Source organism: Streptomyces sp. JB150 (assembly GCF_011193355.1).
In the GTDB taxonomy this organism is placed as follows: domain Bacteria; phylum Actinomycetota; class Actinomycetes; order Streptomycetales; family Streptomycetaceae; genus Streptomyces.
The window spans coordinates 2,892,398-2,914,532 of sequence record NZ_CP049780.1 but is presented as its reverse complement, the minus strand read 5'-3'; the positions used below and the strand labels follow the sequence as shown (position 1 = coordinate 2,914,532).

Sequence of the window (22,135 nt, the reverse complement as noted above, 5' to 3'; positions counted from 1 at the left end):
AGCGGAACGAAGCGTAAGCGTGAGATGACCAACAGTGCCGGAGCACGGGGGGCGCATCGAGTCATGCCCGGTGCCCGGAACGTTCGCTGAGCGGAAGCGGAACACCGCATAGTGCACTTGACCTGTGCAAGTCAAGACCTGTCTTTTCCGGGCAACCTCTAGTCCAATGTCGTCACTTGACTACACGCGTCGAACACGCGTGCGCGGACACCCGACGACCAGGACCCTTCCTTCCGCGCGCCCGGACGCGGGGGAGGATCTCAAGTGACCAGCAGACCCTGGACATTCCGAGCCGCCGCGACCGCGGTGGCGCTCGCGGCGGCCACCGCCGGCATCTCGGCCTACGGCGTGGCCCAGGCCGACCCGGCCGGCCCGGCCGCGAAGCCCGCCGCCGTCGACCGGCAGGACCCGGCGGCCGCCAGGGCCCACCAGGAGCACGACCTGGAAGGCCCGTTCACCAAGACGCAGGAAGCCCAGCGCGAAGAGGCCCTGAAGCAGGTCATATCGGGCGAGGCCGAGATACAGAAGCGCGACGGCTCCCAGGTCGTCGAGCTGGCCGGCCGCAAGGGCCAGAGCAAGTACGTCGAGCTGGGCCGGGAGAAGACCGACAAGATCTTCACCATCCTGGTCGAGTTCGGCGACAAGACCGACCCCCGCTACGGCGGCACCCCCGGCCCGCTGCACAACCAGATCGCCGCGCCGGACCGAACCAAGGACAACAGCACCGCCTGGCAGGCGGACTACGACCGCGAGCACTACCAGAACCTGTACTTCGGTGACGGCACCGACTCGATGAAGACCTACTACGAGAAGCAGTCCTCGGGCCGCTACTCCATCGAGGGCGAGGTCTCCGACTGGGTCAAGGTCCCCTACAACGAGGCCCGTTACGGCTCCAACAAGTGCGACCCGGACAACTGCGCCTGGTACGCGGTGCAGGACGGCGTGACCGCCTGGGCCGAGGGGCAGAAGGCCGCCGGCAAGACCGACGCCGAGATCAGGGCCAAGCTCGCCGAGTACGACCAGTGGGACCGCTACGACTTCGACGCCGACGGCGACTTCAACGAGCGCGACGGCTACATCGACCACTTCCAGATCGTGCACGCCGGCGAGGACGAGTCCGCGGGCGGCGGCGCCCAGGGCGAGGACGCGATCTGGGCGCACCGCTGGTACGCGTTCGGCACCGACCAGGGCGCCACCGGCCCCGACTTCAACAAGCTCGGCGGCACCCAGATCGGCTCCACCGGCATCTGGGTCGGCGACTACACCATCCAGCCGGAGAACGGCGGACTCGGCGTCTTCGCCCACGAGTACGGCCACGACCTCGGCCTGCCGGACCACTACGACACCCACGGCGGCGAGAACTCCACCGGGTTCTGGACCCTGATGTCCTCCGGCTCCTGGCTCGGCCGCGGCCAGGGCACCATCGGCGACCTGCCCGGCGACATGACCGCCTGGGACAAGCTCCAGCTGGGCTGGCTCGACTACGACACGGCCAAGGCCGCCACGAAGTCGAAGCACAAGCTGGGCGTCGCCGAGTACCACACCAGGAACCCGCAGGCGCTCATCGTGACCCTGCCGCGCAAGCAGGTCACGACCGAGATCGTCACCCCGGCCGAGGGCACGAAGCAGTGGTGGAGCGGCAGCGGTGACGACCTGCGCAACACCCTGACCCGCTCGGTCGACCTGGCCGGGAAGAAGTCGGCGGCGCTGACCCTCGACGCCTGGTACGAGATCGAGAAGGACTACGACTACCTCTACACCGAGGTGTCCACCGACGGCGGCGCCACCTGGACCGCCCTGGACGGCACGGTGGGCGGTCAGCCCGTCCCGCGCGACGGCAGCGGCAAGCCGGCCCTGACCGGCACGGTCGACGGCTACCAGAAGCTGGCGTACCCCCTGGACGCCTACGCGGGCAAGAAGATCGACCTGCGCTTCCGCTACCAGAGCGACGGCGGCGTGGCGCTGAAGGGCTTCACGGCCGACGCCATCACGGTCACGGCCGACGGCACCGCGCTGTTCACGGACAACGCCGAGGGCGACGACGCCGGCTGGGCGAAGAAGGGCTTCTCCCGCATCGGGGCGACCTTCACCGAGGAGTACGACCAGTTCTACATCGCCGAGAACCGGCAGTACGTGTCGTACGACAGGACCCTGAAGTCCGGGCCGTACAACTTCGGTTTCGCGAGCCGGCCGGACTGGGTGGAGCACTACCCGTACCAGAACGGCCTGTTGATCTGGAAGTGGGACACCTCGCAGAAGGACAACAACACCAGCGAGCACGAGGGCGTCGGCCTGCTGCTCCCGGTGGACTCCCACCCGGCGCCGCTGAAGTGGTCCGACGGCACGCTGATGCGCAACCGCGTCCAGTCCTACGACGCGCCGTTCAGCCTGTACCGCACCGACGGCATCACCCTGCACAAGGCGGACGTCGCGACCCGCGTCCCGTCGTCGAAGGGCGTGCCGGTCTTCAACGACCACACCAGCACCTACTACGACGAGTCCACCCCGACCGCGGGCGTCAAGATCACTGACACCAACACCAAGATCAGGATCGTCAAGGAGGCCCTCGACGGCTCCACGATCAAGGTCGAGGTCGGCCCCGCGGTGAAGTAGTCGGCGTTCTCGCAGGTCAGACGCGTATCGGCGGCAACCCCTTGGCGGGTTGCCGCCGATCGTGTTCAGATGCGTCCTGTGGTTTTCTTATTGACACCGGCTGACACGGGGATGTGACCGCATGGCCGCAGGAGGTTTCTGCAAGCTGCCGAACGGCTCGGTGGTGGTGGCACTGAACCTGCCCAGCCCCGCCGCCGACAGCCCCGGCAGCGTCCGGGTCCTCGTCCACGCCCAGAACCGGGCGCGCGCCCTGACCAGGCTGCGCAACCTGGGGCTGCGCGCGGTCTACCTGCGGGGCAACGCCGCCCCGCCGAGCCCGGACGAGATCACCGCCGTCCTCCACCACCCCGACGGCCTGATATGGCGCACGGCCCCCGACAACGGGGTCGCGGCCATGGAACTCTGGCGCCCGATCCGCTCCCTCCTGGGCCGGCCCACGGCCCCGGCGTAGGACCCCCTAGCCGGAGACCACCGGCTTGCCGGTCAGTTCCACGCCCGCCTCGCGCAGCTCCTCCAGGGCCCGCTCGACGCTGTCCTGGTTCACCCCGGCGGTGAGGTCGAGGAGGACCTGGGTGCGGAAGCCCTCGCGGGCGGCGTCCAGGGCGGTGGCCTTCACGCAGTGGTCGGTGGCGATGCCGACCACGTCGACCTCGTCGATCTGCCGGGCCCGCAGCCACTCGGCGAGCGGCACCCCGTTCTCGTCGGCGCCCTCGAACCCGCTGTACGCCGCCGAGTACGCCCCCTTGTCGAACACGGCGTCGATCGCGCCGGAGGCGACGGCGGGCGCGAAGTTGGGGTGGAAGCCGACGCCCTCGGTGCCCGCGACGCAGTGCGCGGGCCAGGAGTCGACGAAGTCGGGGTCGTCCGCGAAGTGGCCGCCGGGCGCGACGTGGTGGTCGCGGGTGGCCACCACGTGCCGGTACCCGGCGGGGGCCTGCCCGATCAGCTCGGTGATCGCGGCGGCCACATCGGCACCCCCGGCCACCGGGAGACTGCCCCCCTCGCAGAAGTCGTTCTGCACGTCTACGACGATCAAGGCGCGGCGCATGGTCGGTGTCCTTCGGCTATGGGGGTCTCGGAGGTGCGCAGATGAACCTCCGAGCCTAGAGACTTCGGTCGCGGTGCGGGAGGGGGCACCGGGGGCGTACGGGCGGCCAGAGGTCAGCTGCCCGCCTCGCCGTGCACGTATTCCGTCGGAATGACGGGTTCCCCGCGGGAGAGCTGGGTAGCGGACAGCGGCAGACCGGCTCGTGCGGCGGCATGGCGCCGGCGCGGGACGTCCAGCGGCTCCCGTGCGACCACCTGACCGCCCTTGACCAACTGGACGAGCAGCTGCCGGTCGGCCAGCGCGTCCGGCACCGGCCCGGTGCCCACCACCTCCGCCTCCGCGACGCCCTGCGCGTCGACGCGCCGCGCCGCCCACTTGCGGCCGCCCACGGAGGTCTTGCCGCCGGTGGACTTCTTCGCCACCGGCACCAGCGGCGCCTCGGGGTCGGCGGACTCGGCGCGCGCGACCAGCTTGTAGACCATCGAGGCCGTCGGGTAGCCGGACCCGGTGACCAGCTGGGTGCCCACGCCGTACGCGTCCACCGGCGCCGCCGCCAGCGAGGCGATGGCGTACTCGTCCAGGTCCGACGTCACGATGATCTTGGTGTTCACCGCGCCCAGCTCGTCCAGCTGCTGCCGCACCCGGTGCGCGACCAGCAGCAGGTCACCGGAGTCGATCCGCACCGCGCCCAGCTCGGGACCGGCGACCTCCACGGCCGTACGCACCGCCTCGGTGACGTCGTAGGTGTCCACGAGCAGGGTCGTGCCGCGGCCCATCGACTCCACCTGGGCCCGGAACGCGTCGCGCTCGCGGTCGTGCAGCAGGGTGAAGGCGTGCGCGGAGGTGCCGACGGTGGGGATGCCGTAGCGGAACCCGGCCGCGAGGTCGGAGGTGGAGGCGAAGCCGCCGACGTAGGCCGCGCGCGCGGCGGCGACCGCGGACAGCTCGTGGGTGCGGCGGGCGCCCATCTCGATCAGCGGGCGCTGCCCGGCCGCGGAGGACATCCGGGAGGCCGCCGCGGCGATCGCCGAGTCGTGGTTGAGGATGGAGAGGATCACCGTCTCCAGCAGCACGCACTCCCCGAAGGTGCCCTCGACCCGCAGGATCGGCGAGCCCGGGAAGTACACCTCGCCCTCGGGGTAGCCCCAGATGTCCCCGCTGAAGCGGTAGTCCGCGAGCCAGTCGAGGGTCTCCTCGCCGACGATGCCGCGCTCACGCAGGAAGCCCAGGACGCCCTCGTCGAAGCGGAAGTTCTCGACCGCGTCCAGCACCCGCCCGGTGCCCGCGACGACACCGTAGCGGCGCCCGTCCGGCAGCCGCCGGGTGAAGACCTCGAACACGCTGCGCCGCCCGGCGGTGCCCGCCCGCAGGGCGGCCTGGAGCATCGTCAGCTCGTACTGGTCCGTGAAGAGCGCCGTCGACGGAACGTTCACCGGCAGCCCAAGGTCTGCTGTGTTCATGCCCACGGATGCTACTCCTATTTCGTCAGTGTGACGATTTCTGCGGGCCGTGGCAGCATGGTCATGTGACGTCAGCCGCTCCCATCGAGATCGAACGCACCGAGTCGGCGGAGGAGGTCTCCGCCGTTCCCGAGCCCGACGTCCCCTGGGTCACGATCGTGCACAACGACCCGGTCAACCTCATGAGCTACGTGACGTACGTCTTCCAGACGTACTTCGGCTACTCCAAGGACAAGGCCACCAAGCTCATGCTCGACGTCCACCACAAGGGCCGGGCGGTCGTCTCCAGCGGGAGCCGCGAGGAGATGGAGCGCGACGTGCAGGCGATGCACGGCTACGGTCTGTGGGCCACCCTCCAGCAGGACCGGAAGTAGCGACCTCAGACCCATGCCCGGAACCTTCGAACCGCTCCCCGGCGGCGGCGCGGCCGTCGCCCTCGACGACGTCGAGATCTCCATCATCCGCTCGCTGGCCGTCCAGCTGCTGGAGCTCATCGGCCCCGGCCCCGCCGAGGACGCCTCCGGCGACCCGCTCGCCGAGCTGTTCGCCGAGGGCCCGAGCGAGCCGCCCGCCGACCCCGTGCTGCGCCGTCTCTTCCCGGACGCCTACCGCGACCCGGAGGGCGCCCCCGACCCGCGCGCGGCCGAGGAGCAGAAGGCGTACTCCGCCGAGTTCCGCCGCTACACCGAGAACGACCTGCGGGCCGGCAAGCGCGACAACGCCCTCGCGGTGATCCGCTCCCTCGACGCGCTGACGCCCGCCGGGGACACCGGCGCGGTGCTGAAGCTGTCCCCGGAGGAGTCCCGCCGGTGGCTCGGCGCCCTCAACGACCTGCGCCTGGCCATCGGCTCCCGGCTGGACATCACCGACGAGGACGACACTGACCGGCTCTACCGGCTGCCGGACGAGGACCCGCGCAAGCCGATGGTGATGGCGTATCTGTGGCTGGGCGGGCTCCAGGAGACGCTGGTCTCGACCCTGATGCCCTGATTGCCCGCACGGGGGTGTTCGCTCAGCGGACGCTCAAATCCGGATAACGATCCTGTTACCGCCGTCGGGGTCTATGTGCCCCGGTGATCCCTTTGTCCGCTTCTCCCTATGGTGTGCGCCACAGGTCCCGCCGGTGATCAATGTTGCGGGCGTGATAAATCTTCTCGACCGCCCGGCGAACACCACCCATGTGCGCCGGGTGCGCCACCGAGCCGACAACCGTCGGCCAGGCAAGAGCGGCCCCTGGCGGGGAACCCGCTCAGCTCCATCAATCCGGGGGGATCGTGACCCGATCCGGGGCCGACGAGAGGCCCGGGTCGGTATGGAGAAAGGCGCACCACACATGACCTCTGTGCAGGTCGACAAGGAGAACACCTCCGAAGAGGGGTACGAGCGGGGCCTCGGCAGCCGGCAGATCCAGATGATCGCCATCGGCGGAGCCATCGGCACCGGTCTCTTCCTCGGCGCGGGCAAGGGCATCTCGAAGGCCGGGCCCAGCCTCATCCTGGCGTACGCCATCGCGGGCCTCGTCATCTTCTTCATCATGCGCGCGCTCGGCGAGCTGCTGATGTACCGCCCCGTGTCCGGCTCCTTCTCGGAGTACGCACGCGAGTTCATCGGCCCCTTCGCGGGCTTCGTGACGGGATGGACGTACTGGCTCTTCTGGGTCGTCACCGGCATCACCGAGGTCACCGCCGCGGCGGCCTACATGACGTACTGGTGGGACATCCCGCAATGGGTGTCCGCCCTGGTCTTCACGATCATCCTGTACGGCGCGAACCTCATCTCCGTGAAGCTCTTCGGTGAGCTGGAGTTCTGGTTCTCGATGGTCAAGGTCACCGCCATCATCGGCATGATCCTGATTTGCGCCGGCATCCTGACGATCGGCTTCTCGGACGCCGGCGACACCGCGTCGCTGACCCACCTGTGGAGCAACGGCGGCTTCTTCCCGCACGGCGTCGGCGAGTCCCTGATGACCCTCCAGATGGTCATGTTCGCCTTCCTCGCCGTCGAGCTGGTCGGCGTGACCGCGGGCGAGTCCAAGGACCCGAAGACCGTGCTGCCCAAGGCGATCAACACCGTGCCGTGGCGCATCGCCGTCTTCTACGTCGGCGCGCTGATCATGATCCTGTCGGTCGTGCCGTGGACCCACTTCCAGCCCGGCGTGAGCCCCTTCGTGGCCGCCTTCGAGAAGATGGGCCTGGCCGCCGGCGCGGGCATCGTGAACTTCGTCGTCCTCACCGCCGCCCTGTCGTCCTGCAACTCCGGCATGTACTCCACCGGCCGCATGCTGCGCGACCTGGCGCTGAACAACCAGGGCCCGAAGCTGTTCACCAAGCTGACGCCCAAGGGCCTGCCGCTGGTCGGCACCACGTTCTCGGCCGCGCTGATGATGGTCGGCGTCTGGATCAACTACCAGTGGCCGGGCAAGGCGTTCGACTACGTCGTCTCCTTCGCCACCATCTCCGGTATGTGGGCCTGGATCATGATCCTGGTCTCCCAGATCCGCTACCGTGCCAAGGCGGACCGCGGCGAGCTGCCCCGCTCGGAGTTCCGGGCCCCCGGCGCCCCGTTCACCAGCTGGTTCGCCCTGGCCTTCATCGGCATGGTGATCGTGCTCATGGGGATCGACAAGGACGCCCGGATCTCGCTGTACTGCGCCCCGGTGTGGGCCCTGATCCTCGGCGTCAGCTACCTCGTGCTGAAGAGCCGCAACCCCGAGGCGGCGGCCTTCCACAAGCGCGGCTGATCAGCGCGGCTGACCAGCCCGGCGGACCCTCTCCGAGGACGCCCAGCCGCAGGGGGTACTCGTGGCACTCCCTGCGGCTGCCGCTCAGGGCGTCCGGCATGTGGGCCGTTCCGTACCAACCCTCGGTACGGAACGGCCCTTCTGCTTATCCTGACGGACATGCTGACCATCACCCAGGCCCTGTACGACCAGATCGTCGCCCACGCGCGCAAGGACCACCCCGACGAGGCGTGCGGCGTGGTGGCGGGCCCGGCCGGCTCGGACCGCCCCGAGCGCTTCATCCCCATGCTGAACGCGGCCATGTCGCCCACGTTCTACGAGTTCGACTCGGGCGACCTGCTCAAGCTCTACCGCGAGATGGACGACCGCGACGAGGAACCGGTGGTCATCTACCACTCCCACACCGCGACCGAGGCCTACCCGTCCCGCACGGACATCTCCTACGCCAACGAGCCCGGCGCCCACTACGTCCTCGTCTCCACCGCCGACACCGACGGCCTGGGCGAGTTCCAGTTCCGCTCCTACCGGATCGTGGACGGCGAGGTCACGGAGGAGGAGGTCAGGGTCGTATCGGCCTACTGATCCCACCATCCGGCCGGAATCCGTCCGACATGTGGGATCACACTCCGGAAGCCCGACCGGGAATCGATACGATGAGCCCATGGTTCTGTACGACGTGAGCGAGAAGGCGCCGAGCATCCTGCTCGTGGCGCGGCTGCACGTCGATCTGTGCAGGCTGAACAGCGCCATCTGTTGACATTTCCTGCCACCGTACGGCCGTGAGCCGCGGCGCGTCCGCGCGCGCCCACCCACCCGACGACACCTTCCGACAGGAGCCCTGAGCCATGGCCATCGAGGTCCGCATCCCGACCATCCTCCGCCAGTACACCGACGGTCAGAAGGCGGTGGAGGGCAGCGGTGACACCCTCGCCGAGCTGTTCGCCGACCTCGAGACCCGGCACGCGGGCATTCAGGCCCGGATCGTGGACGGCGACCAGCTCCGCCGCTTCGTCAACGTCTACCTGAACGACGAGGACGTCCGCTTCCTCGACGGCATCAACACCAAGCTCACCGACGGCGACAACGTCACCATCCTGCCGGCCGTGGCCGGCGGCATGGCCTGACCGGCGATGCGGTACGACTCCCCGCTGGCCGCGGTCGGCAACACCCCCCTGGTGCGCCTGCCGCGGCTGTCGCCGTCCGCCGACGTCCGCATCTGGGCCAAGCTGGAGGACCGCAACCCCACCGGCTCGGTCAAGGACCGCCCCGCCCTGCACATGATCGAGCAGGCGGAGAAGGACGGCCGGCTGACCCCGGGCTGCACCATCCTGGAGCCCACCTCCGGCAACACCGGCATCTCCCTCGCCATGGCGGCCAAGCTCAAGGGCTACCGCATGGTCTGCGTGATGCCGGAGAACACCTCCCAGGAGCGGCGGGACCTGCTCGGCATGTGGGGCGCCGAGATCATCTCCTCGCCCGCCGCGGGCGGCTCCAACACCGCTGTGCGCGTCGCCAAGGAACTGGCCGCCGAGCACCCCGACTGGGTGATGCTGTACCAGTACGGCAACCCGGACAACGCGGGCGCCCACTACGCGACCACCGGCCCGGAGATCCTCGCCGACCTGCCCTCCATCACCCACTTCGTGGCGGGCCTCGGCACCACCGGCACCCTCATGGGCGTCGGCCGCTACCTGCGCGAGCACAAGCCGGACGTGAAGATCGTCGCCGCCGAGCCGCGCTACGACGACCTGGTCTACGGCCTGCGCAACCTCGACGAGGGCTTCGTTCCCGAGCTGTACGACGCCTCCGTGCTGACCAGCCGCTTCTCGGTCGGCTCCGCCGACGCGGTCACCCGCACCCGGGAACTCCTCCAGCAGGAGGGCATCTTCGCGGGCGTCTCCACCGGCGCCGCCCTGCACGCGGCGATCGGCGTCGGCCGCAAGGCGCTGAGGGCCGGCGAGAGCGCGGACATCGTCTTCGTCGTGGCCGACGGCGGCTGGAAGTACCTGTCGACCGGCGTCTACACGGCGGCGACGACGGAGGAAGCGATCGAGAGGCTGCAGGGCCAGCTCTGGGCGTGACCAGAGCCCCGCAAGGGGCGTGCGGAACCGCGCGACGAGCCCGCACCGGCCCGCGCCCGCACGACGGCCGCTACCTGGTCAGGTGACGGACCTGGTCCCACAGGACCGGGTCCACCACCCCCACCCTGCGCCGGAAGTCCCCGACCGGGACCTCGCACAGCTCGTCCGTCTCCAGGAAGCCCGCCCGCCCCTCGGTGTCGCCCACGGCACCCGGCGGCAGCGGCACCACACCGGCCCGTTCGTCCCGGTACCTGCTGGTGATCTTCGCGACGCGCGCCCGCCGCCGCCGCACCGACAGCACCGGACAGGGCCCGTCCGCCCACCAGATCTCCGCCGGCCGCGGCCGGGCACCCTCGTCCCGCCCCCGCGACCGGTTCCCGCTCGGGCGCCGCCGTCCCCGGCCGACCACGAGCACGGCGACGAGCGCGAGCAGCACCACCGCCGCCGCGCCGGCCACCAGGACGTGTCCATACGGACGACGCTACCGGCGCACGCCCGCACCCGCGCGCCCTGCACAGCGCCGCCCACCCCCCGGCGTCCAGCCGAACCGGTGACAACGCAGGTGAGTTCGCCCACAACGGCGACTGCCGAAGGAGCGACCGCAGGATTTGCGCCGTACGCTCGACGGACCGCACGACCCCCGTTTCTCACCACCCGCCAGCGGAGGTTTCTGCTTCATGAAGCTCACCGTCGTCGGCTGCTCGGGGTCGTTCCCGTCCGCGGAATCGGCCTGCTCGAGCTACCTCGTCGAGGCCGACGGCTTCCGGCTGCTCCTCGACATGGGCAACGGCGCCCTGGGCGAGCTGCAGCGCCACTGCGGTCTCTACGACCTCGACGCGATCTTCCTGAGCCATCTGCACGCCGACCACTGCATCGACATGTGCGCGTACTTCGTCGCGCGCTACTACCGCCACGACGGCGGCCGCTGCGACCCGATCCCCGTCTACGGCCCCGAGGGCACCGAACACCGGCTGACCACCGCGTACGCCGACACCCCGTCGGCGTCCTCGATGAGCGAGGTCTTCGACTTCCACACGGTCAAGCCGTCGACCTTCGAGATCGGCCCCTTCACCGTGCACACCGAGCGCGTGGCGCACCCCGTGGAGGCGTACGGCATCCGCATCGAGCACGCCGGCCGCGTCCTGACGTACTCCGGCGACACCGGGGTGACCCCGGTGCTGGACGAACTCGCCCGCGACGCCGACCTCTTCCTGTGCGAGGCGGCGTTCACGCACGGCAAGGAGTCCATCCCCGACCTGCACCTCAACGGCCGCGAGGCGGGCGAGACGGCGACCCGCGCGGGCGCCCGCCGCCTGGTCCTCACCCACATCCCCCCGTGGACCGACCCCCAGGCCAACCTGACCGACGCGCGAGCGGTGTACGGCGGTCCGGTGGAGCTGGCGGTGCCCAGGAGGTCGTACGAGATCTGAACGGGCGTACGCGCTGGGAGCCGTACGCCATGACGAAGGCCCCCGGAACCGACCAGGTTCCGGGGGCCTTCGTCATGCCCTACGGGCGGGACTCACGCCTTCGTGAGGTCCTCGACCTCCTCCTCGGGCTCACGGCCCGGTGTGGCGAGGTTGAACTTGATGATCGCGAACCGGAAGGTCACGTAGTAGACCGCGGCGAAGACCAGGCCGATCGGGATGATCATCCATGGCTTGGTGGCCAGGTTCCAGTTGAGGAAGTAGTCGATCGCGCCGGCCGAGAAGCTGAAGCCGTGGTGCACGCCCAGCGCCCAGGTGACGGCCATGGACACGGCGGTCAGGACCGCGTGGATGACGTACAGCACCGGCGCGATGAACATGAACGCGAACTCGATCGGCTCGGTGATGCCGGTGACGAACGAGGTCAGCGCCAGCGAGAGCATCATGCCGCCGACGGCCTTGCGGCGCTCCGGGCGGGCGCAGTGCGTGATCGCCAGGGCGGCGGCCGGCAGCGCGAACATCATGATCGGGAAGAAGCCGGTCATGAACTGACCCGCCGTCGGGTCGCCGTGGAAGAAGCGCGGCAGGTCACCGTGCCAGACGGCACCCGCGGAGTCCTTGAAGGAGCCGATCTCCTGCCAGGCCACCGTGTTGACGAACTGGTGCATGCCCACGGGCAGCAGCGCACGGTTGATCGCGCCGAAGATGCCCGCGCCGGCCGCGCCGAGCCCGGTCATCCACTCGCCGAAGTCGGTGATGACCCCGCCGATCGGCTCCCACACCAGGCCGAAGACGACGCCGACGGCGGTGCCGATGAAGGCCATCAGGATGGGCACGAGCCGGCGGCCGTTGAAGAAGCCCAGCCAGTCGGGCAGCTTGGTGCGGTGGTAGCGCTGCCAGACGACCGCGGCTATCAGGCCCATGATGATGCCGCCGAAGACCTTGGGGTCGTTGTAGGTGGCGGCGACGTCCGCGCCCTTGGTGACCTTCGCCTCGGTGATCGGGAACGCGGTCAGGACGTTCTTGTAGACGAGGAAGCCCACCAGCGCGGCGAGGGCGGTCGAGCCGTCGGCCTTCTTGGCGAATCCGATGGCGATGCCGACGCAGAACAGCAGGGGCAGGTTCGCGAAGACGGCGTCGCCGGCCGTGGCGAACACGTCCGCCACCTTGCCCCAGCCCAGGCCGTCCTTGCCGAAGACGTCCGGCTGGCCGAGTCGCAGCAGGATGCCCGCGGCCGGGAGGACGGCGATCGGGAGCTGCAGACTGCGGCCGACCTTCTGAAGGCCCTGGAAAAGGCCGGATCCCCACTTCTTCGTGGGGGCCGCCGTAGAGGTGGCGGTGCTCATAGACTTCCTCCATCGGGTGGTGGTCTACACCACTCAGTGGTGTAGACCTGTTGTAGCACGATGAAGGAGGGATAAGGAACCCGCGATTCCTGTCACGGATCGGCTACTTGATGTGGCTGTGACCTAGGTGTTTCCCGGCTCAGACCTTAGCGGCGTCCTCCACTTCCTCCGCCGGTTCCCGGCCCGGCGTCTTGAGGTCGAATTTCGTGATCGCGAAACGGAAGATCGCGTAATACACGGCCGCGAACACCAGCCCGATCGGAATGATCAGCCACGGTCTCGTCGCCAGATTCCAGTTGATGACGTAGTCGATCAGCCCCGCCGAGAAGCTGAAGCCGTCCTTGACCCCCAGCCCCCACGTCACCGCCATCGACACCCCGGTCAGCACCGCGTGGATCGCGTACAGCACCGGCGCGATGAACAGGAACGAGTACTCGATGGGCTCGGTGATGCCGGTCACGAACGACGTCAGCGCCACCGACAGCATCAGACCGCCGACCTCCTTGCGGCGCTCCGGCCGCGCGCAGTGCGTGATCGCCAGGGCGGCGGCCGGCAGCGCGAACATCATGATCGGGAAGAAGCCCGAGGTGAACTGGCCGGCGTCCGGGTCACCCGCCAGGAACATGTTGATGTCACCGTGCGCCTCGGTCCCGTCCGGCCTGGTGTACGTCCCGAACTGGAACCAGATGGGCACGTTCAGGAACTGGTGCAGCCCGATCACCAGCAGCGCCCGGTTGGCCACCCCGAAGACACCCGCGCCCCACGCGCCCAGGCCGCTCATCCAGTCGCTGAAGCTCTCCAGCGCGTCACCGATCGGCGGCCACACCCACAGGCACAGCGCCGCGAACGCGATCGCCACGAACGCCATGATGATCGGCACCAGCCGGCGGCCGTTGAAGAAGCCGAGCCAGTCGACCAGCCGGGTGCGGTGGTAGCGCTGCCAGAAGAACGCCGCCAGCAGCCCCATCACGATCCCGCCGAACACCCCGGGATTCTGGTACGTGAACGCGCTCACCGTCCCGTCGACCGCCCCCTGGCAGCCGATGTTCGGCACCGGCCTCGTGCCCGCCGGACAGTCCTCCGGGAACTGCCGCAGCACGTTGTAGTAGACGAGGAACCCCGCCACCGCCGCCAGCGCCGTCGACCCGTCCGCCTTCTTCGCCATGCCGATGGCCACCCCGACGCAGAACAGCAGCGGCAGCCCCAGCGCGCTGTCCAGCAGCGCACCGCCCGCCCCGTTCATCACCTTGGCCACATCGGTCCAGCCCAGTCCGTCCTCGCCGAACACGTCCGGCTGCCCCAGCCGGTTGAGGATGCCCGCGGCCGGCAGCACGGCGATCGGCAGCTGAAGGCTGCGGCCCATCTTCTGCAGGCCCTGGAACACCGAGTTCCAGCGCACGCGGCCAGGACTGACGGCGTCGGCACTCATGGATGTCCTTCCGAGCGGTTTGGCGACCGTCTGTCAGGTGGTGTAGACCAGTCTGGGACGATGGTGTTGCCGTGACGTCATCCTGCGGTCGACACCGCCCGAACGCTCGCGAAGTTGGGCCGACTGTGGGTTACTGCGTCAAAGCGGTAAACCGTGGTGGAAAACGGCGCACATCCTGCCGGATCAGGGAGAAAGAACATGGCCAGCAAGGCTGAGAAGATCGTTGCCGGGCTCGGCGGCATCGACAACATCGAGGAGATCGAAGGCTGCATCACCCGGCTGCGGGTCGAGGTCGGCGACGGCTCGCTGGTCGACGAGGCCGCCCTCAAGGGCGCCGGCGCCCACGGTGTGGTCAAGATGGGCACCGCCATCCAGGTCGTCATCGGCACGGACGCCGACCCGATCGCCGCGGAGATCGAAGACATGATGTGAGCCACGCTCACCGCCGAAGGGGCCCCGTCCCACCCGGGAGGGGCCCCTTCCGCGCACAGGGGGAAGGAGCCCCTCCCCCTGCGGCTAGGCTCGACCCATGTCTCGAATCGACGGCCGCACCCCCGAACAACTCCGCCCGGTCACCATCGAACGCGGCTGGAGCAAGCACGCCGAGGGCTCCGTCCTCGTCTCCTTCGGCGACACCAAGGTCCTGTGCACCGCCTCCTTCACCGAGGGAGTCCCGCGCTGGCGCAAGGGCAGCGGCGAAGGCTGGGTCACCGCCGAGTACTCCATGCTGCCCCGCGCCACCAACACCCGCGGCGACCGGGAGTCCGTCAAGGGCAGGATCGGCGGCCGTACGCACGAGATCTCCCGCCTCATCGGCCGCTCCCTGCGCGCCGTCATCGACTACAAGGCGCTCGGCGAGAACACCGTCGTCCTCGACTGCGACGTCCTCCAGGCCGACGGCGGCACCCGCACCGCGGCCATCACCGGCGCGTACGTCGCCCTCGCCGACGCCATCCACTGGGCCCAGGGCAAGAAGCTGATCAAGCCCACGCGCAAGCCGCTCACCGGCAGCGTCGCGGCCGTCTCGGTCGGCATCGTCGCCGGCGTACCCCTGCTCGACCTCTGCTACGAGGAGGACGTGCGCGCCGAGACCGACATGAACGTCGTCTGCACCGGCGACGGACGCTTCGTCGAGGTCCAGGGCACCGCCGAGGCCGAGCCGTTCGCCCGCGACGAGCTGAACGCGCTGCTCGACCTCGCGGTCGCCGGCTGCACCGAACTCGCCGCGGCGCAGCGCGCGGCGCTCGACACGCTCGCCGGAAAGTAAAAGACGCACAAAAACCCGTGCTCGGCGCGGGCAACCGCGCGAGGTGCCACCGCGTCTTCGAAGGTACGGGCGCACAGCTTCGACCCTGTGCGCCCGGCCGGAACCACCGGGCCGTCCGGCCCGAACGAGGGAGGGACCGTTCCATGGCCGGAAGCCGCCGACGCCGCACCGCCGCCATCGCCGCCACCCTGGCGGCGGTCGCGCTGACCGCCGGACTCACCACCGGCTGCGACGCCGTCGACAAGGCGCTGGACTGCGTCCAGACCGCCGACGCCATCGCCGACAGCGTCACCGATCTCCAGCAGGCGGTCGACGGCGCGGCCAACGACCTGACCCAGCTCGAGGAATCCCTCGACTCGATCGAGAAGAACCTCGGCGAGATCGGCGACAAGACGGACAACGCCGACGTCGGCAAGGCCGTCGACGACCTCCAGCAGGCCGTGGACAACGTCCGCACGTCCGTCGAGAACGGCGACGCGACCCCCGACATCACCCCGGTCACCGACGCGGCCGGCGAACTCACCAAGGTCTGCACCCCGTAAGGCGGCCGGGCCTCGGCAGGCGGCTCAGGGCGGCCCCGCGATACTGGTCGCCATGACCCGCTTGATCCTCGCCACCCGCAACGCCGGAAAGATCACCGAGCTGAGGGCGATCCTCGCCGACGCCGGACTGCCCCACGAACTCGTCGGCGCCGACGCCTTCCCCGACGTCCCCGACGTCAGGGAAACGGGCGTGACGTTCGCCGAGAACGCCCTGCTGAAGGCCCACGCCCTCGCCCGGGCGACGGGCCTGCCCGCGGTCGCCGACGACTCCGGCCTCTGCGTCGACGTGTTGAACGGCGCGCCCGGCATCTTCTCCGCCCGCTGGGCCGGCCGCCACGGCGACGACAAGGCCAACCTCGACCTGCTCCTCGCCCAGCTCTCCGACATCGCCGACGAACACCGCGGCGCCCACTTCGCCTGCGCCGCCGCGCTCGCCCTGCCCGACGGCACGGAACGAGTGGTCGAGGGCCGCCTGCACGGCGTCCTGCGCCACGAGCCCGCCGGCACCGGCGGCTTCGGCTACGACCCGATCCTCCAGCCCGAGGGCGAGACCCGCACCTGCGCGGAACTGACCCCGGACGAGAAGAACGCCATCAGCCACCGCGGCAAGGCGTTCCGGGCACTGGTACCGGTGGTGCGGGAACTGCTCGGGGAGTGAGCCAGCGAGGGCTCGGTCCGTACGGCCGAGCCCTCGTCGAGAGGTGCGGTCGGTGGGACTCGAACCCACACGGGATCTCTCCCACGGGCACCTAAAACCCGCGCGTATGCCTATTTCGCCACGACCGCCCCAAAACGGACATTTGGCTACGCCGTGCCGCTTGGTGACCTTAGTGTACGGGTGCGCCCGTCCGGCGTGTGCGGAGACTTCCTGCGGCACCATGTCGCCGTCAGGGCGTGGCAGTTCGGGCAGAGGTAGCGCAGGTTGTCCGGGCGGTTGTCCCGCCAGTCGCCGTTGATGTGGTCGATCTGGAGCGTGATCGGCTGCCCGAGCCACTCGCCCGCGTTCCCGCAGGACGCACAGCGGCAGGGGACGCCGCGCTGCCGGAGCGCCGCATGGAGCCGGTCGCGGTTGAGGCGCGCCGATCCCGGCGGGAGCACCGTGAGGACGTCACCGGCGCTCGGCCGTCTCGGCGTCGCCGGCGGTGATCCCCACGACCTGCGCCTGAAGTGGCTGGTGTCGAGATCCAGCTGCGCCACCCTGCGGCGAACCCGGCGGTGGTTGGTGTGGTTCACGTCGAGGCCCAGCAGTCGCATGACGTCCGCGTAGCTCTCGCCGGCGGACACGGCGGCGCGGAGTCTGTCGTCCGGCAGGGACAGCCGGGCGTGTGTGAAGTGGGAGGTGTCGATCCCGCGTTCGCGGAGCAGGCGGCCCAGGGCTGCCCGGGAGCGTCCGTCGTCGGGGATGCCGAGCGCTCCGGCGGCGCCACGGATGCTGTCGGCGGATGCCGCGGCGGTGTGCAGCTCCTCGTCGGTGAAAGGGAAGCCGGGGCCGCTGCGGCCGATGCCCGGGAAGTGGCTGATGTCGATGCCGGCCTCTTCGATCCGGCGCCGGAGGTGGGACAGCGTGCCGGTCGCCGGAGCGGCCCCCAGCTTCAGGGCGACCTCGCGCAGAGTCGTGGAGCAGGCGGCCGCCGCCGCGATCGCCTCGTCCGCGTACGTGCGCTGCGGGCCGCGGGTGAAGTGGCCGGTGTCGATGGCGTGCGCGGCGATCTTCTCCTGGAGCACTCGACGCTGTCCGCCGCTGGGCTTCAGCTCCAGCCGTCGCATCAGGTCGTTCCATGAGCGCGCCTCGGCCGCGGCCGCGGCCAGCCTTTCGCGGGCGTACCTGTCGTCGTCACCCATGTGTCCCCCCCCTGATCGGCCAAGCGTTCCCCTCTCGTGCGGAGTAACGATCCGGGGTGTGAGGGGTCACGCCTGGCCAGTCGGGGGCGCGGGTGGGTCAGATCCCCAGGTCCTTGATGATCTTTGCGACGTGGCCGGTGGCCTTGACGTTGTACAGGGCTCGTTCGACCTTGCCGTGCTCGTCGACGATGACCGTGGAGCGGATGACGCCGACGACGGTCTTGCCGTAGAGCTTCTTCTCGCCGTAGGCGCCGTAGGCCTCCAGGACCTGCTTGTCGGGGTCGGCGAGGAGGGTGACCTGGAGGGATTCCTTGTCGCGGAACTTGGCGAGCTTCTCGGGCTTGTCGGGGGAGATGCCGATGACGTCGTAGCCCGCGCCGGCCAGGAGGTCCAGGTTGTCGGTGAAGTCGCAGGCCTGCTTGGTGCAGCCGGGGGTGAGGGCGGCCGGGTAGAAGTAGACGATGACCTTGCGGCCCTTGTGGTCCGACAGGGAGACCTCGCGGCCGTCGGCGTCCGGGAGGGTGAAGGCGGGGGCGGTGTCCCCGGGCTGAAGTCGCTCGCTCATCCGGCTAGCGTAACCGGGGGTGCTGACAGTGCGGCGGGACGCTGAGCTGACAGACTGTCCGGAACAGGCAAACGCAGACTTCGGAGGCCGTACGGTGGCGGACACGGCGGACACCAGAACCCCCGCGCAGATCGAGGCGGACATCAAGCGCCGCCGCGAGGCGCTGGCCGAGACGCTCGACGAGATCGGGGTGCGGGTGCACCCGAAGACCATCGTCGGTGACGCCAAGGCCAAGGTGGTCAGCAATATCGATCACACGCTCGGGCGGGCGTATGTGCAGGTCAATCGGGTCGTGACGGACGTCAGGGCGTCGTTCGTCGATGAGGAGGGGGCGCCGCGGCTGGAGCGGGTCGTGCCGGTCGCGCTGGTCGCCGTCGCCTTCGTCGGGGTCCTCGTCCTCGGGACCCGGCGGCGCAGGGGCTGAGGCGGGACAGGTAGGTTCGAAGGCGTGAGCGCCAAGAGAGACGACCAGAGCATCCCACACGACAAGCTGCCCATCCGTATGCTGCACGACCGCGTGCTCGTGCGGCAGGACAACAGCGAGGGTGAGCGGCGTTCCGGCGGCGGCATCCTGATCCCCGCCACGGCGGCCGTCGGCAGGCGGCTGGCCTGGGCGGAGGTCGTCGCGGTGGGGCAGAACGTACGGACCGTGGAGCCGGGAGACCGAGTGCTCTACGACCCCGAGGACCGCGCCGAGGTCGAGGTGCGCGGCGTGCCGTATGTGCTGATGCGCGAGCGCGATCTGCACGCCGTGGCCGCGGACCGGTTCGAGGGGTCCGAGGATTCCACGGGGCTGTACCTGTAGATCCGGCGGATCGGCGGTGAGCGGTACCAGGGGCCGGTGACGACCGTCACCGGCCCCTGGTCCGTGCCCTTCGGCGGCCCCGTGCCAGCGTGGAAGGGCACCCGACGAGACGCGCCGTACCGGGTCAACGCAAAGACGACGCACCCTGTTTGCCGTGCCACACGTCTCCCGGAGGTGCCCCATGGCCTGGGTCCTGCTCGTCCTCGCCGGTCTGCTGGAGGTGGGCTGGTCGGTCGGGATGAAGTACACCGACGGCTTCACCCGGCTCGTCCCCAGCCTGTTCACCGGCGCCGGCATCGTCGCCAGCATGCTGCTGCTGTCCTGGGCCGCCCGCTCCCTGCCCATCGGCACCGCCTACGGTGTCTGGGTCGGCATCGGCGCGGCCGGGTCGGCGGTGCTCGGCATGGTGGTGCTGGGGGAGCCGGCGACCGCCGCCCGGATCTTCTTCGTCTGTCTGCTGCTGGTGGCCGTGGTGGGGCTCAAGGCGACCTCCGGTCACTGAGCCCCGCCCGGCGGCGGCGTCACTGTCTGCGGGTGCCGCCCGTCGTGCCCGCCGCCACTCCCGACGTCGTGCCGGTGGGGCCGCCCGTCGTGCCGCCGGTGGTGCCGCCGTCCGCGGTGCCGCCGGTCGTCGCGTCACCGGTCGTGCCGCCGTCACCCGTCGTGCCGCCGTCGCCGGTGGTGCCGCCGTTTCCGGTGGTGCCGCCGTCGGTCGGGGTGCCGCCGGTCGTCGTGTCGCCCGTCGCACCGCCGTCCGCGGTGGCGCCGTCGGTCGCGCCGCCCTGCGTCTGGCCCTCGGTGCCCTCGTCCTCCTCGCCGGTGGCGTCCGGGGAGGCCGCCTCGCTCGGCTCCTGCGTGCCCGGCTCCTCACTGGCCGGCGGGACGCTCGGGTAGACCCACTCCTCGGAGCCCTCCTGGAGCTGCAGGTTGAATTCGGTGGGCGGGGTGCCCTTCAGGGCGTCCTTGGTGAACTGCGCCCAGATCTCCGCGGGCGCCCCGCCGCCGTTGATCCGGTCCAGGCCCATCGCGCCGTACAGCGACTTGTGCTCGGCGGTGACCGGGTCCTGGCCCATCACGGCGACGACGGTGGCCAGGTCGGGGGTGTAGCCCGCGAACCAGGCGGCGCGGTCCTCCTCGGCGGTGCCGGTCTTGCCGGCGGCGGGGCGGCCGGCTGCGAGCGCGGCCTGCGCGGTGCCGTTCTCGACGACGCTCTGCAGGACCGAGGTGGTGGTGTCGGCGGCGGCGCGGCTGACCGCCTGGCGCGTCTTGCGCTCGGGGAGCCGGATCTCGACGCCGTCCTTGGTGATCTCCTCGATCATGGTGTACGTGCCGTGCTCGCCGTGGTTGGCGAGGGTGGCGTAGGCCTCGGCCATGTCGAGGACGCTGGCCGTGGCCGTGCCCAGCGCGATGGACGGGCCGGGGGACATGTTGGGGGTGCTCTCGGGCAGGCCGAGGTCGATCGCGGTCTGCTTGACCTTGTCGGAGCCGACGTCGACGGCCATCTGCGCGTACACCGAGTTCACGGACTTGTCGGTGGCCTCGCGGACGCTGATGTCGCCGTAGTCGACGTGGTCCTCGTTCTCGGGGGCGTAGTAGCCGCCGTCCCAGCCCTGCACGGGGCGCCGGCTGGTGCCGTCGTAGACGGTGTTCGGGGTGATGGGGCGGCCGTCCTGGGTGGTGGAGTCGTTCTCGACGGCCGAGGTGAACACGAACGGCTTGAAGGTGGAGCCGACCTGGAAGTCGCGGCGGGTGGCGTTCGGCGTGTACTGCTTCACGTAGTCGATGCCGTTGTACATCGCGACGACCTTGCCGGTCTTCGGGTCGACGGCGGCGCCGCCCGCGCGGACGTAGGTGTCGACCTTGTTGTTCTTCTTGTCCAGCTTGTCCATCAGCCGGTCGTTGACCGCCTTGACGAAGGCGTCCTGCTTGGGCTTGTCCAGGGTGGTGGTGATGCGGTAGCCGCCCGCGTCGAGGGAGGCCTCGTCGACGATGCCGTTGTCGACCAGGTAGTCCTTCACGATGCGCACCACGTAGCCGCGCTGCCCGGACAGGCCGGTGGAGACGGTGGTCTCCTTCGGCATCGGGAACTCCATCCCGGCCCGCTCCGACCGGCTCAGCCAGCCCTCCTTGACCATGCCGTCCAGCACGTAGTTCCAGCGGGACTCGGCGAACTTGCGGTTCTCCGGGTGCGCGACGACGTCGTACTGGCTGGGCGCGTTCAGCAGCGCCGCCAGGTAGGCGCCCTGGGCGGCGTCCAGGTCGGCGGCGTCGACGCCGTAGTAGGCCTGGGCGGCGGCCTGGACGCCGTACGCGTTGCGGCCGAAGTAGCTGGTGTTGAGGTAGCCCTCGAGGATGTCGTCCTTGCTCTTCTCCTGGTCCAGCTTGATCGCGATGAAGAACTCCTTCGCCTTGCGGGTGAGCGTCTGCTCCTGGGCGAGGTAGTAGTTCTTCACGTACTGCTGGGTGATCGTCGAGCCGGACTGCTTGCCCTTGCCGGTGGCGGTGTTCCACGCGGCGCGCAGCATCGCCTTGGGGTCGACCGCCGACTCCGAGTAGAAGTCGCGGTCCTCGGCGGCCAGCACGGCGTGCTGGGCGTCCTTGGAAATCTGCGCGAGGGTGACGTTCTCCCGGTTGACCTCGCCGTCGCGGGCGAGCTGGCTGCCGTCGGCGTAGAGGAACACGTTGCTCTGCTTGACCGCGAGGGCGTTGGCCGGCGGGATCTTCACCAGCGAGTAGCCGAGGAAGAACAGCCCGCCCAGCAGGAGAAGGCCGATCACGAAGGTGCCGAGCACCATCCGCCAGGTGGGGATGATCCGGCGCCAGCCGGTGCGCCGGGGCCGCTTGCCCTCGCCGTCCCCCGGCTCGCCTCCCGGCCCGCCCTCGTTCGGCTGCTGCGCCTGCGCCTGCGGCTGCGGCTCGTCGCTCATGTCGTGCACGGACTCCTGTTCGCGCGTACGTCTCCGCACGCCT

The 22,135-nt window shown here is 70.0% G+C and carries 24 protein-coding genes, 1 tRNA gene, 1 pseudogene and 1 riboswitch; of the genes and pseudogenes, 17 read left to right on the top strand and 9 right to left on the bottom strand.

Annotated features, from left to right (window positions below):
* The first annotated feature begins 264 nt into the window (after positions 1-264).
* On the top strand, positions 265-2,613 hold the full coding sequence (locus G7Z13_RS13710; RefSeq protein WP_165999164.1) for an immune inhibitor A domain-containing protein: 2,349 nt from the start codon (positions 265-267) through the stop codon (positions 2,611-2,613).
* Positions 2,614-2,734: 121 nt separating this feature from the next.
* Positions 2,735-3,064 (top strand): hypothetical protein, encoded by a 330-nt coding sequence (locus tag G7Z13_RS13705; protein ID WP_165999162.1) that lies wholly within the window; start codon positions 2,735-2,737, stop codon positions 3,062-3,064.
* Positions 3,065-3,070: 6 nt separating this feature from the next.
* Here the strand turns inward: G7Z13_RS13705 and G7Z13_RS13700 are convergent, their stop codons facing one another.
* Positions 3,071-3,661, bottom strand: a complete 591-nt coding sequence (locus G7Z13_RS13700) for a nicotinamidase (RefSeq protein ID WP_165999161.1) — start codon at positions 3,659-3,661, stop codon at positions 3,071-3,073.
* Positions 3,662-3,774: 113 nt separating this feature from the next.
* A complete protein-coding gene (locus G7Z13_RS13695) occupies positions 3,775-5,121 on the bottom strand; it encodes a nicotinate phosphoribosyltransferase (RefSeq protein ID WP_165999159.1) in 1,347 nt (448 codons plus the stop codon).
* 8 nt (positions 5,122-5,129) lie between these two features.
* On the opposite strand from G7Z13_RS13695, the gene clpS reads away from it, so the two are divergent.
* The 7 genes from clpS (at position 5,130) to G7Z13_RS13665 (ending at position 9,942) form a co-directional block, all read left to right on the top strand.
* Positions 5,130-5,495, top strand: coding sequence for an ATP-dependent Clp protease adapter ClpS (gene clpS / locus G7Z13_RS13690; protein ID WP_165999157.1), 366 nt, complete (start codon positions 5,130-5,132; stop codon positions 5,493-5,495).
* 13 nt (positions 5,496-5,508) lie between these two features.
* Positions 5,509-6,111 (top strand): DUF2017 domain-containing protein, encoded by a 603-nt coding sequence (locus tag G7Z13_RS13685; RefSeq protein ID WP_165999155.1) that lies wholly within the window; start codon positions 5,509-5,511, stop codon positions 6,109-6,111.
* 343 nt (positions 6,112-6,454) lie between these two features.
* Positions 6,455-7,861 carry an amino acid permease gene (locus G7Z13_RS13680; RefSeq protein WP_240926206.1) on the top strand — a complete coding sequence of 469 codons (1,407 nt, stop codon included), beginning with the start codon at positions 6,455-6,457 and terminating at the stop codon, positions 7,859-7,861.
* Positions 7,862-8,020: 159 nt separating this feature from the next.
* Positions 8,021-8,443, top strand: a complete 423-nt coding sequence (locus G7Z13_RS13675; RefSeq protein ID WP_165999151.1) for a M67 family metallopeptidase — start codon at positions 8,021-8,023, stop codon at positions 8,441-8,443.
* A gap of 79 nt (positions 8,444-8,522) precedes the next feature.
* Positions 8,523-8,618: a putative leader peptide gene (locus G7Z13_RS34225; protein WP_312023458.1), complete on the top strand. Its 96-nt coding sequence runs from the start codon at positions 8,523-8,525 to the stop codon at positions 8,616-8,618.
* Positions 8,619-8,706: 88 nt separating this feature from the next.
* Positions 8,707-8,985 carry a MoaD/ThiS family protein gene (locus G7Z13_RS13670; RefSeq protein ID WP_165999149.1) on the top strand — a complete coding sequence of 93 codons (279 nt, stop codon included), beginning with the start codon at positions 8,707-8,709 and terminating at the stop codon, positions 8,983-8,985.
* 6 nt (positions 8,986-8,991) lie between these two features.
* Positions 8,992-9,942: a cysteine synthase gene (locus G7Z13_RS13665; RefSeq protein ID WP_165999147.1), complete on the top strand. Its 951-nt coding sequence runs from the start codon at positions 8,992-8,994 to the stop codon at positions 9,940-9,942.
* Between the two features lie 70 nt (positions 9,943-10,012).
* On the opposite strand, the pseudogene G7Z13_RS13660 reads toward G7Z13_RS13665, so the two are convergent.
* Positions 10,013-10,413: pseudogene (locus G7Z13_RS13660) on the bottom strand (type II toxin-antitoxin system PemK/MazF family toxin).
* Positions 10,414-10,619: 206 nt separating this feature from the next.
* Between G7Z13_RS13660 and G7Z13_RS13655 the strand changes: the two are divergent.
* Positions 10,620-11,372 (top strand): MBL fold metallo-hydrolase, encoded by a 753-nt coding sequence (locus G7Z13_RS13655; RefSeq protein ID WP_165999145.1) that lies wholly within the window; start codon positions 10,620-10,622, stop codon positions 11,370-11,372.
* Positions 11,373-11,464: 92 nt separating this feature from the next.
* Here the strand turns inward: G7Z13_RS13655 and G7Z13_RS13650 are convergent, their stop codons facing one another.
* Both G7Z13_RS13650 and G7Z13_RS13645 read right to left on the bottom strand, forming a co-directional pair.
* A complete protein-coding gene (locus tag G7Z13_RS13650) occupies positions 11,465-12,715 on the bottom strand; it encodes a PTS transporter subunit EIIC (RefSeq protein ID WP_165999143.1) in 1,251 nt (416 codons plus the stop codon).
* Between the two features lie 139 nt (positions 12,716-12,854).
* On the bottom strand, positions 12,855-14,144 hold the full coding sequence (locus tag G7Z13_RS13645; protein WP_165999141.1) for a PTS transporter subunit EIIC: 1,290 nt from the start codon (positions 14,142-14,144) through the stop codon (positions 12,855-12,857).
* 198 nt (positions 14,145-14,342) lie between these two features.
* Between G7Z13_RS13645 and G7Z13_RS13640 the strand changes: the two genes are divergently transcribed.
* The 4 genes from G7Z13_RS13640 to rdgB all read left to right on the top strand — a co-directional run bounded on the left by G7Z13_RS13640 (position 14,343) and on the right by rdgB (position 16,611).
* The gene (locus tag G7Z13_RS13640) at positions 14,343-14,576 is read left to right on the top strand and encodes a PTS glucose/sucrose transporter subunit IIB (protein WP_165999139.1); all 234 of its coding nucleotides are present in this window, start codon (positions 14,343-14,345) and stop codon (positions 14,574-14,576) included.
* Positions 14,577-14,673: 97 nt separating this feature from the next.
* On the top strand, positions 14,674-15,411 hold the full coding sequence (gene rph, locus G7Z13_RS13635; RefSeq protein WP_165999137.1) for a ribonuclease PH: 738 nt from the start codon (positions 14,674-14,676) through the stop codon (positions 15,409-15,411).
* Between the two features lie 143 nt (positions 15,412-15,554).
* Entirely contained in the window at positions 15,555-15,953 is a 399-nt protein-coding gene (locus G7Z13_RS13630; protein ID WP_165999135.1) for a hypothetical protein, read from the top strand.
* A gap of 52 nt (positions 15,954-16,005) precedes the next feature.
* Positions 16,006-16,611, top strand: a complete 606-nt coding sequence (rdgB, locus tag G7Z13_RS13625) for an RdgB/HAM1 family non-canonical purine NTP pyrophosphatase (protein WP_165999133.1) — start codon at positions 16,006-16,008, stop codon at positions 16,609-16,611.
* Positions 16,612-16,655: 44 nt separating this feature from the next.
* Here the strand turns inward: rdgB and G7Z13_RS13620 are convergent.
* The 3 genes from G7Z13_RS13620 to bcp all read right to left on the bottom strand — a co-directional run bounded on the left by G7Z13_RS13620 (position 16,656) and on the right by bcp (position 18,360).
* A tRNA-Leu gene (locus tag G7Z13_RS13620) sits at positions 16,656-16,739 on the bottom strand.
* Between the two features lie 18 nt (positions 16,740-16,757).
* Positions 16,758-17,795 carry an HNH endonuclease signature motif containing protein gene (locus tag G7Z13_RS13615; RefSeq protein WP_165999131.1) on the bottom strand — a complete coding sequence of 346 codons (1,038 nt, stop codon included), beginning with the start codon at positions 17,793-17,795 and terminating at the stop codon, positions 16,758-16,760.
* Between the two features lie 97 nt (positions 17,796-17,892).
* Positions 17,893-18,360 (bottom strand): thioredoxin-dependent thiol peroxidase, encoded by a 468-nt coding sequence (bcp, locus tag G7Z13_RS13610; protein ID WP_165999129.1) that lies wholly within the window; start codon positions 18,358-18,360, stop codon positions 17,893-17,895.
* A gap of 94 nt (positions 18,361-18,454) precedes the next feature.
* Between bcp and G7Z13_RS13605 the strand changes: the two genes are divergently transcribed.
* The 3 genes from G7Z13_RS13605 (at position 18,455) to G7Z13_RS13595 (ending at position 19,667) form a co-directional block, all read left to right on the top strand.
* Positions 18,455-18,784, top strand: coding sequence for a DUF3618 domain-containing protein (locus tag G7Z13_RS13605; protein ID WP_165999127.1), 330 nt, complete (start codon positions 18,455-18,457; stop codon positions 18,782-18,784).
* Positions 18,785-18,808: 24 nt separating this feature from the next.
* The gene (locus G7Z13_RS13600) at positions 18,809-19,165 is read left to right on the top strand and encodes a co-chaperone GroES (RefSeq protein WP_165999125.1); all 357 of its coding nucleotides are present in this window, start codon (positions 18,809-18,811) and stop codon (positions 19,163-19,165) included.
* Positions 19,166-19,238: 73 nt separating this feature from the next.
* Positions 19,239-19,310, top strand: a riboswitch (guanidine-III (ykkC-III) riboswitch).
* Positions 19,311-19,346: 36 nt separating this feature from the next.
* Positions 19,347-19,667: an SMR family transporter gene (locus G7Z13_RS13595; RefSeq protein ID WP_165999123.1), complete on the top strand. Its 321-nt coding sequence runs from the start codon at positions 19,347-19,349 to the stop codon at positions 19,665-19,667.
* Between the two features lie 19 nt (positions 19,668-19,686).
* On the opposite strand, the gene G7Z13_RS13590 is transcribed toward G7Z13_RS13595, so the two are convergent.
* Positions 19,687-22,092 carry a transglycosylase domain-containing protein gene (locus G7Z13_RS13590; RefSeq protein WP_165999122.1) on the bottom strand — a complete coding sequence of 802 codons (2,406 nt, stop codon included), beginning with the start codon at positions 22,090-22,092 and terminating at the stop codon, positions 19,687-19,689.
* Between the last annotated feature and the right edge of the window lie 43 nt (positions 22,093-22,135).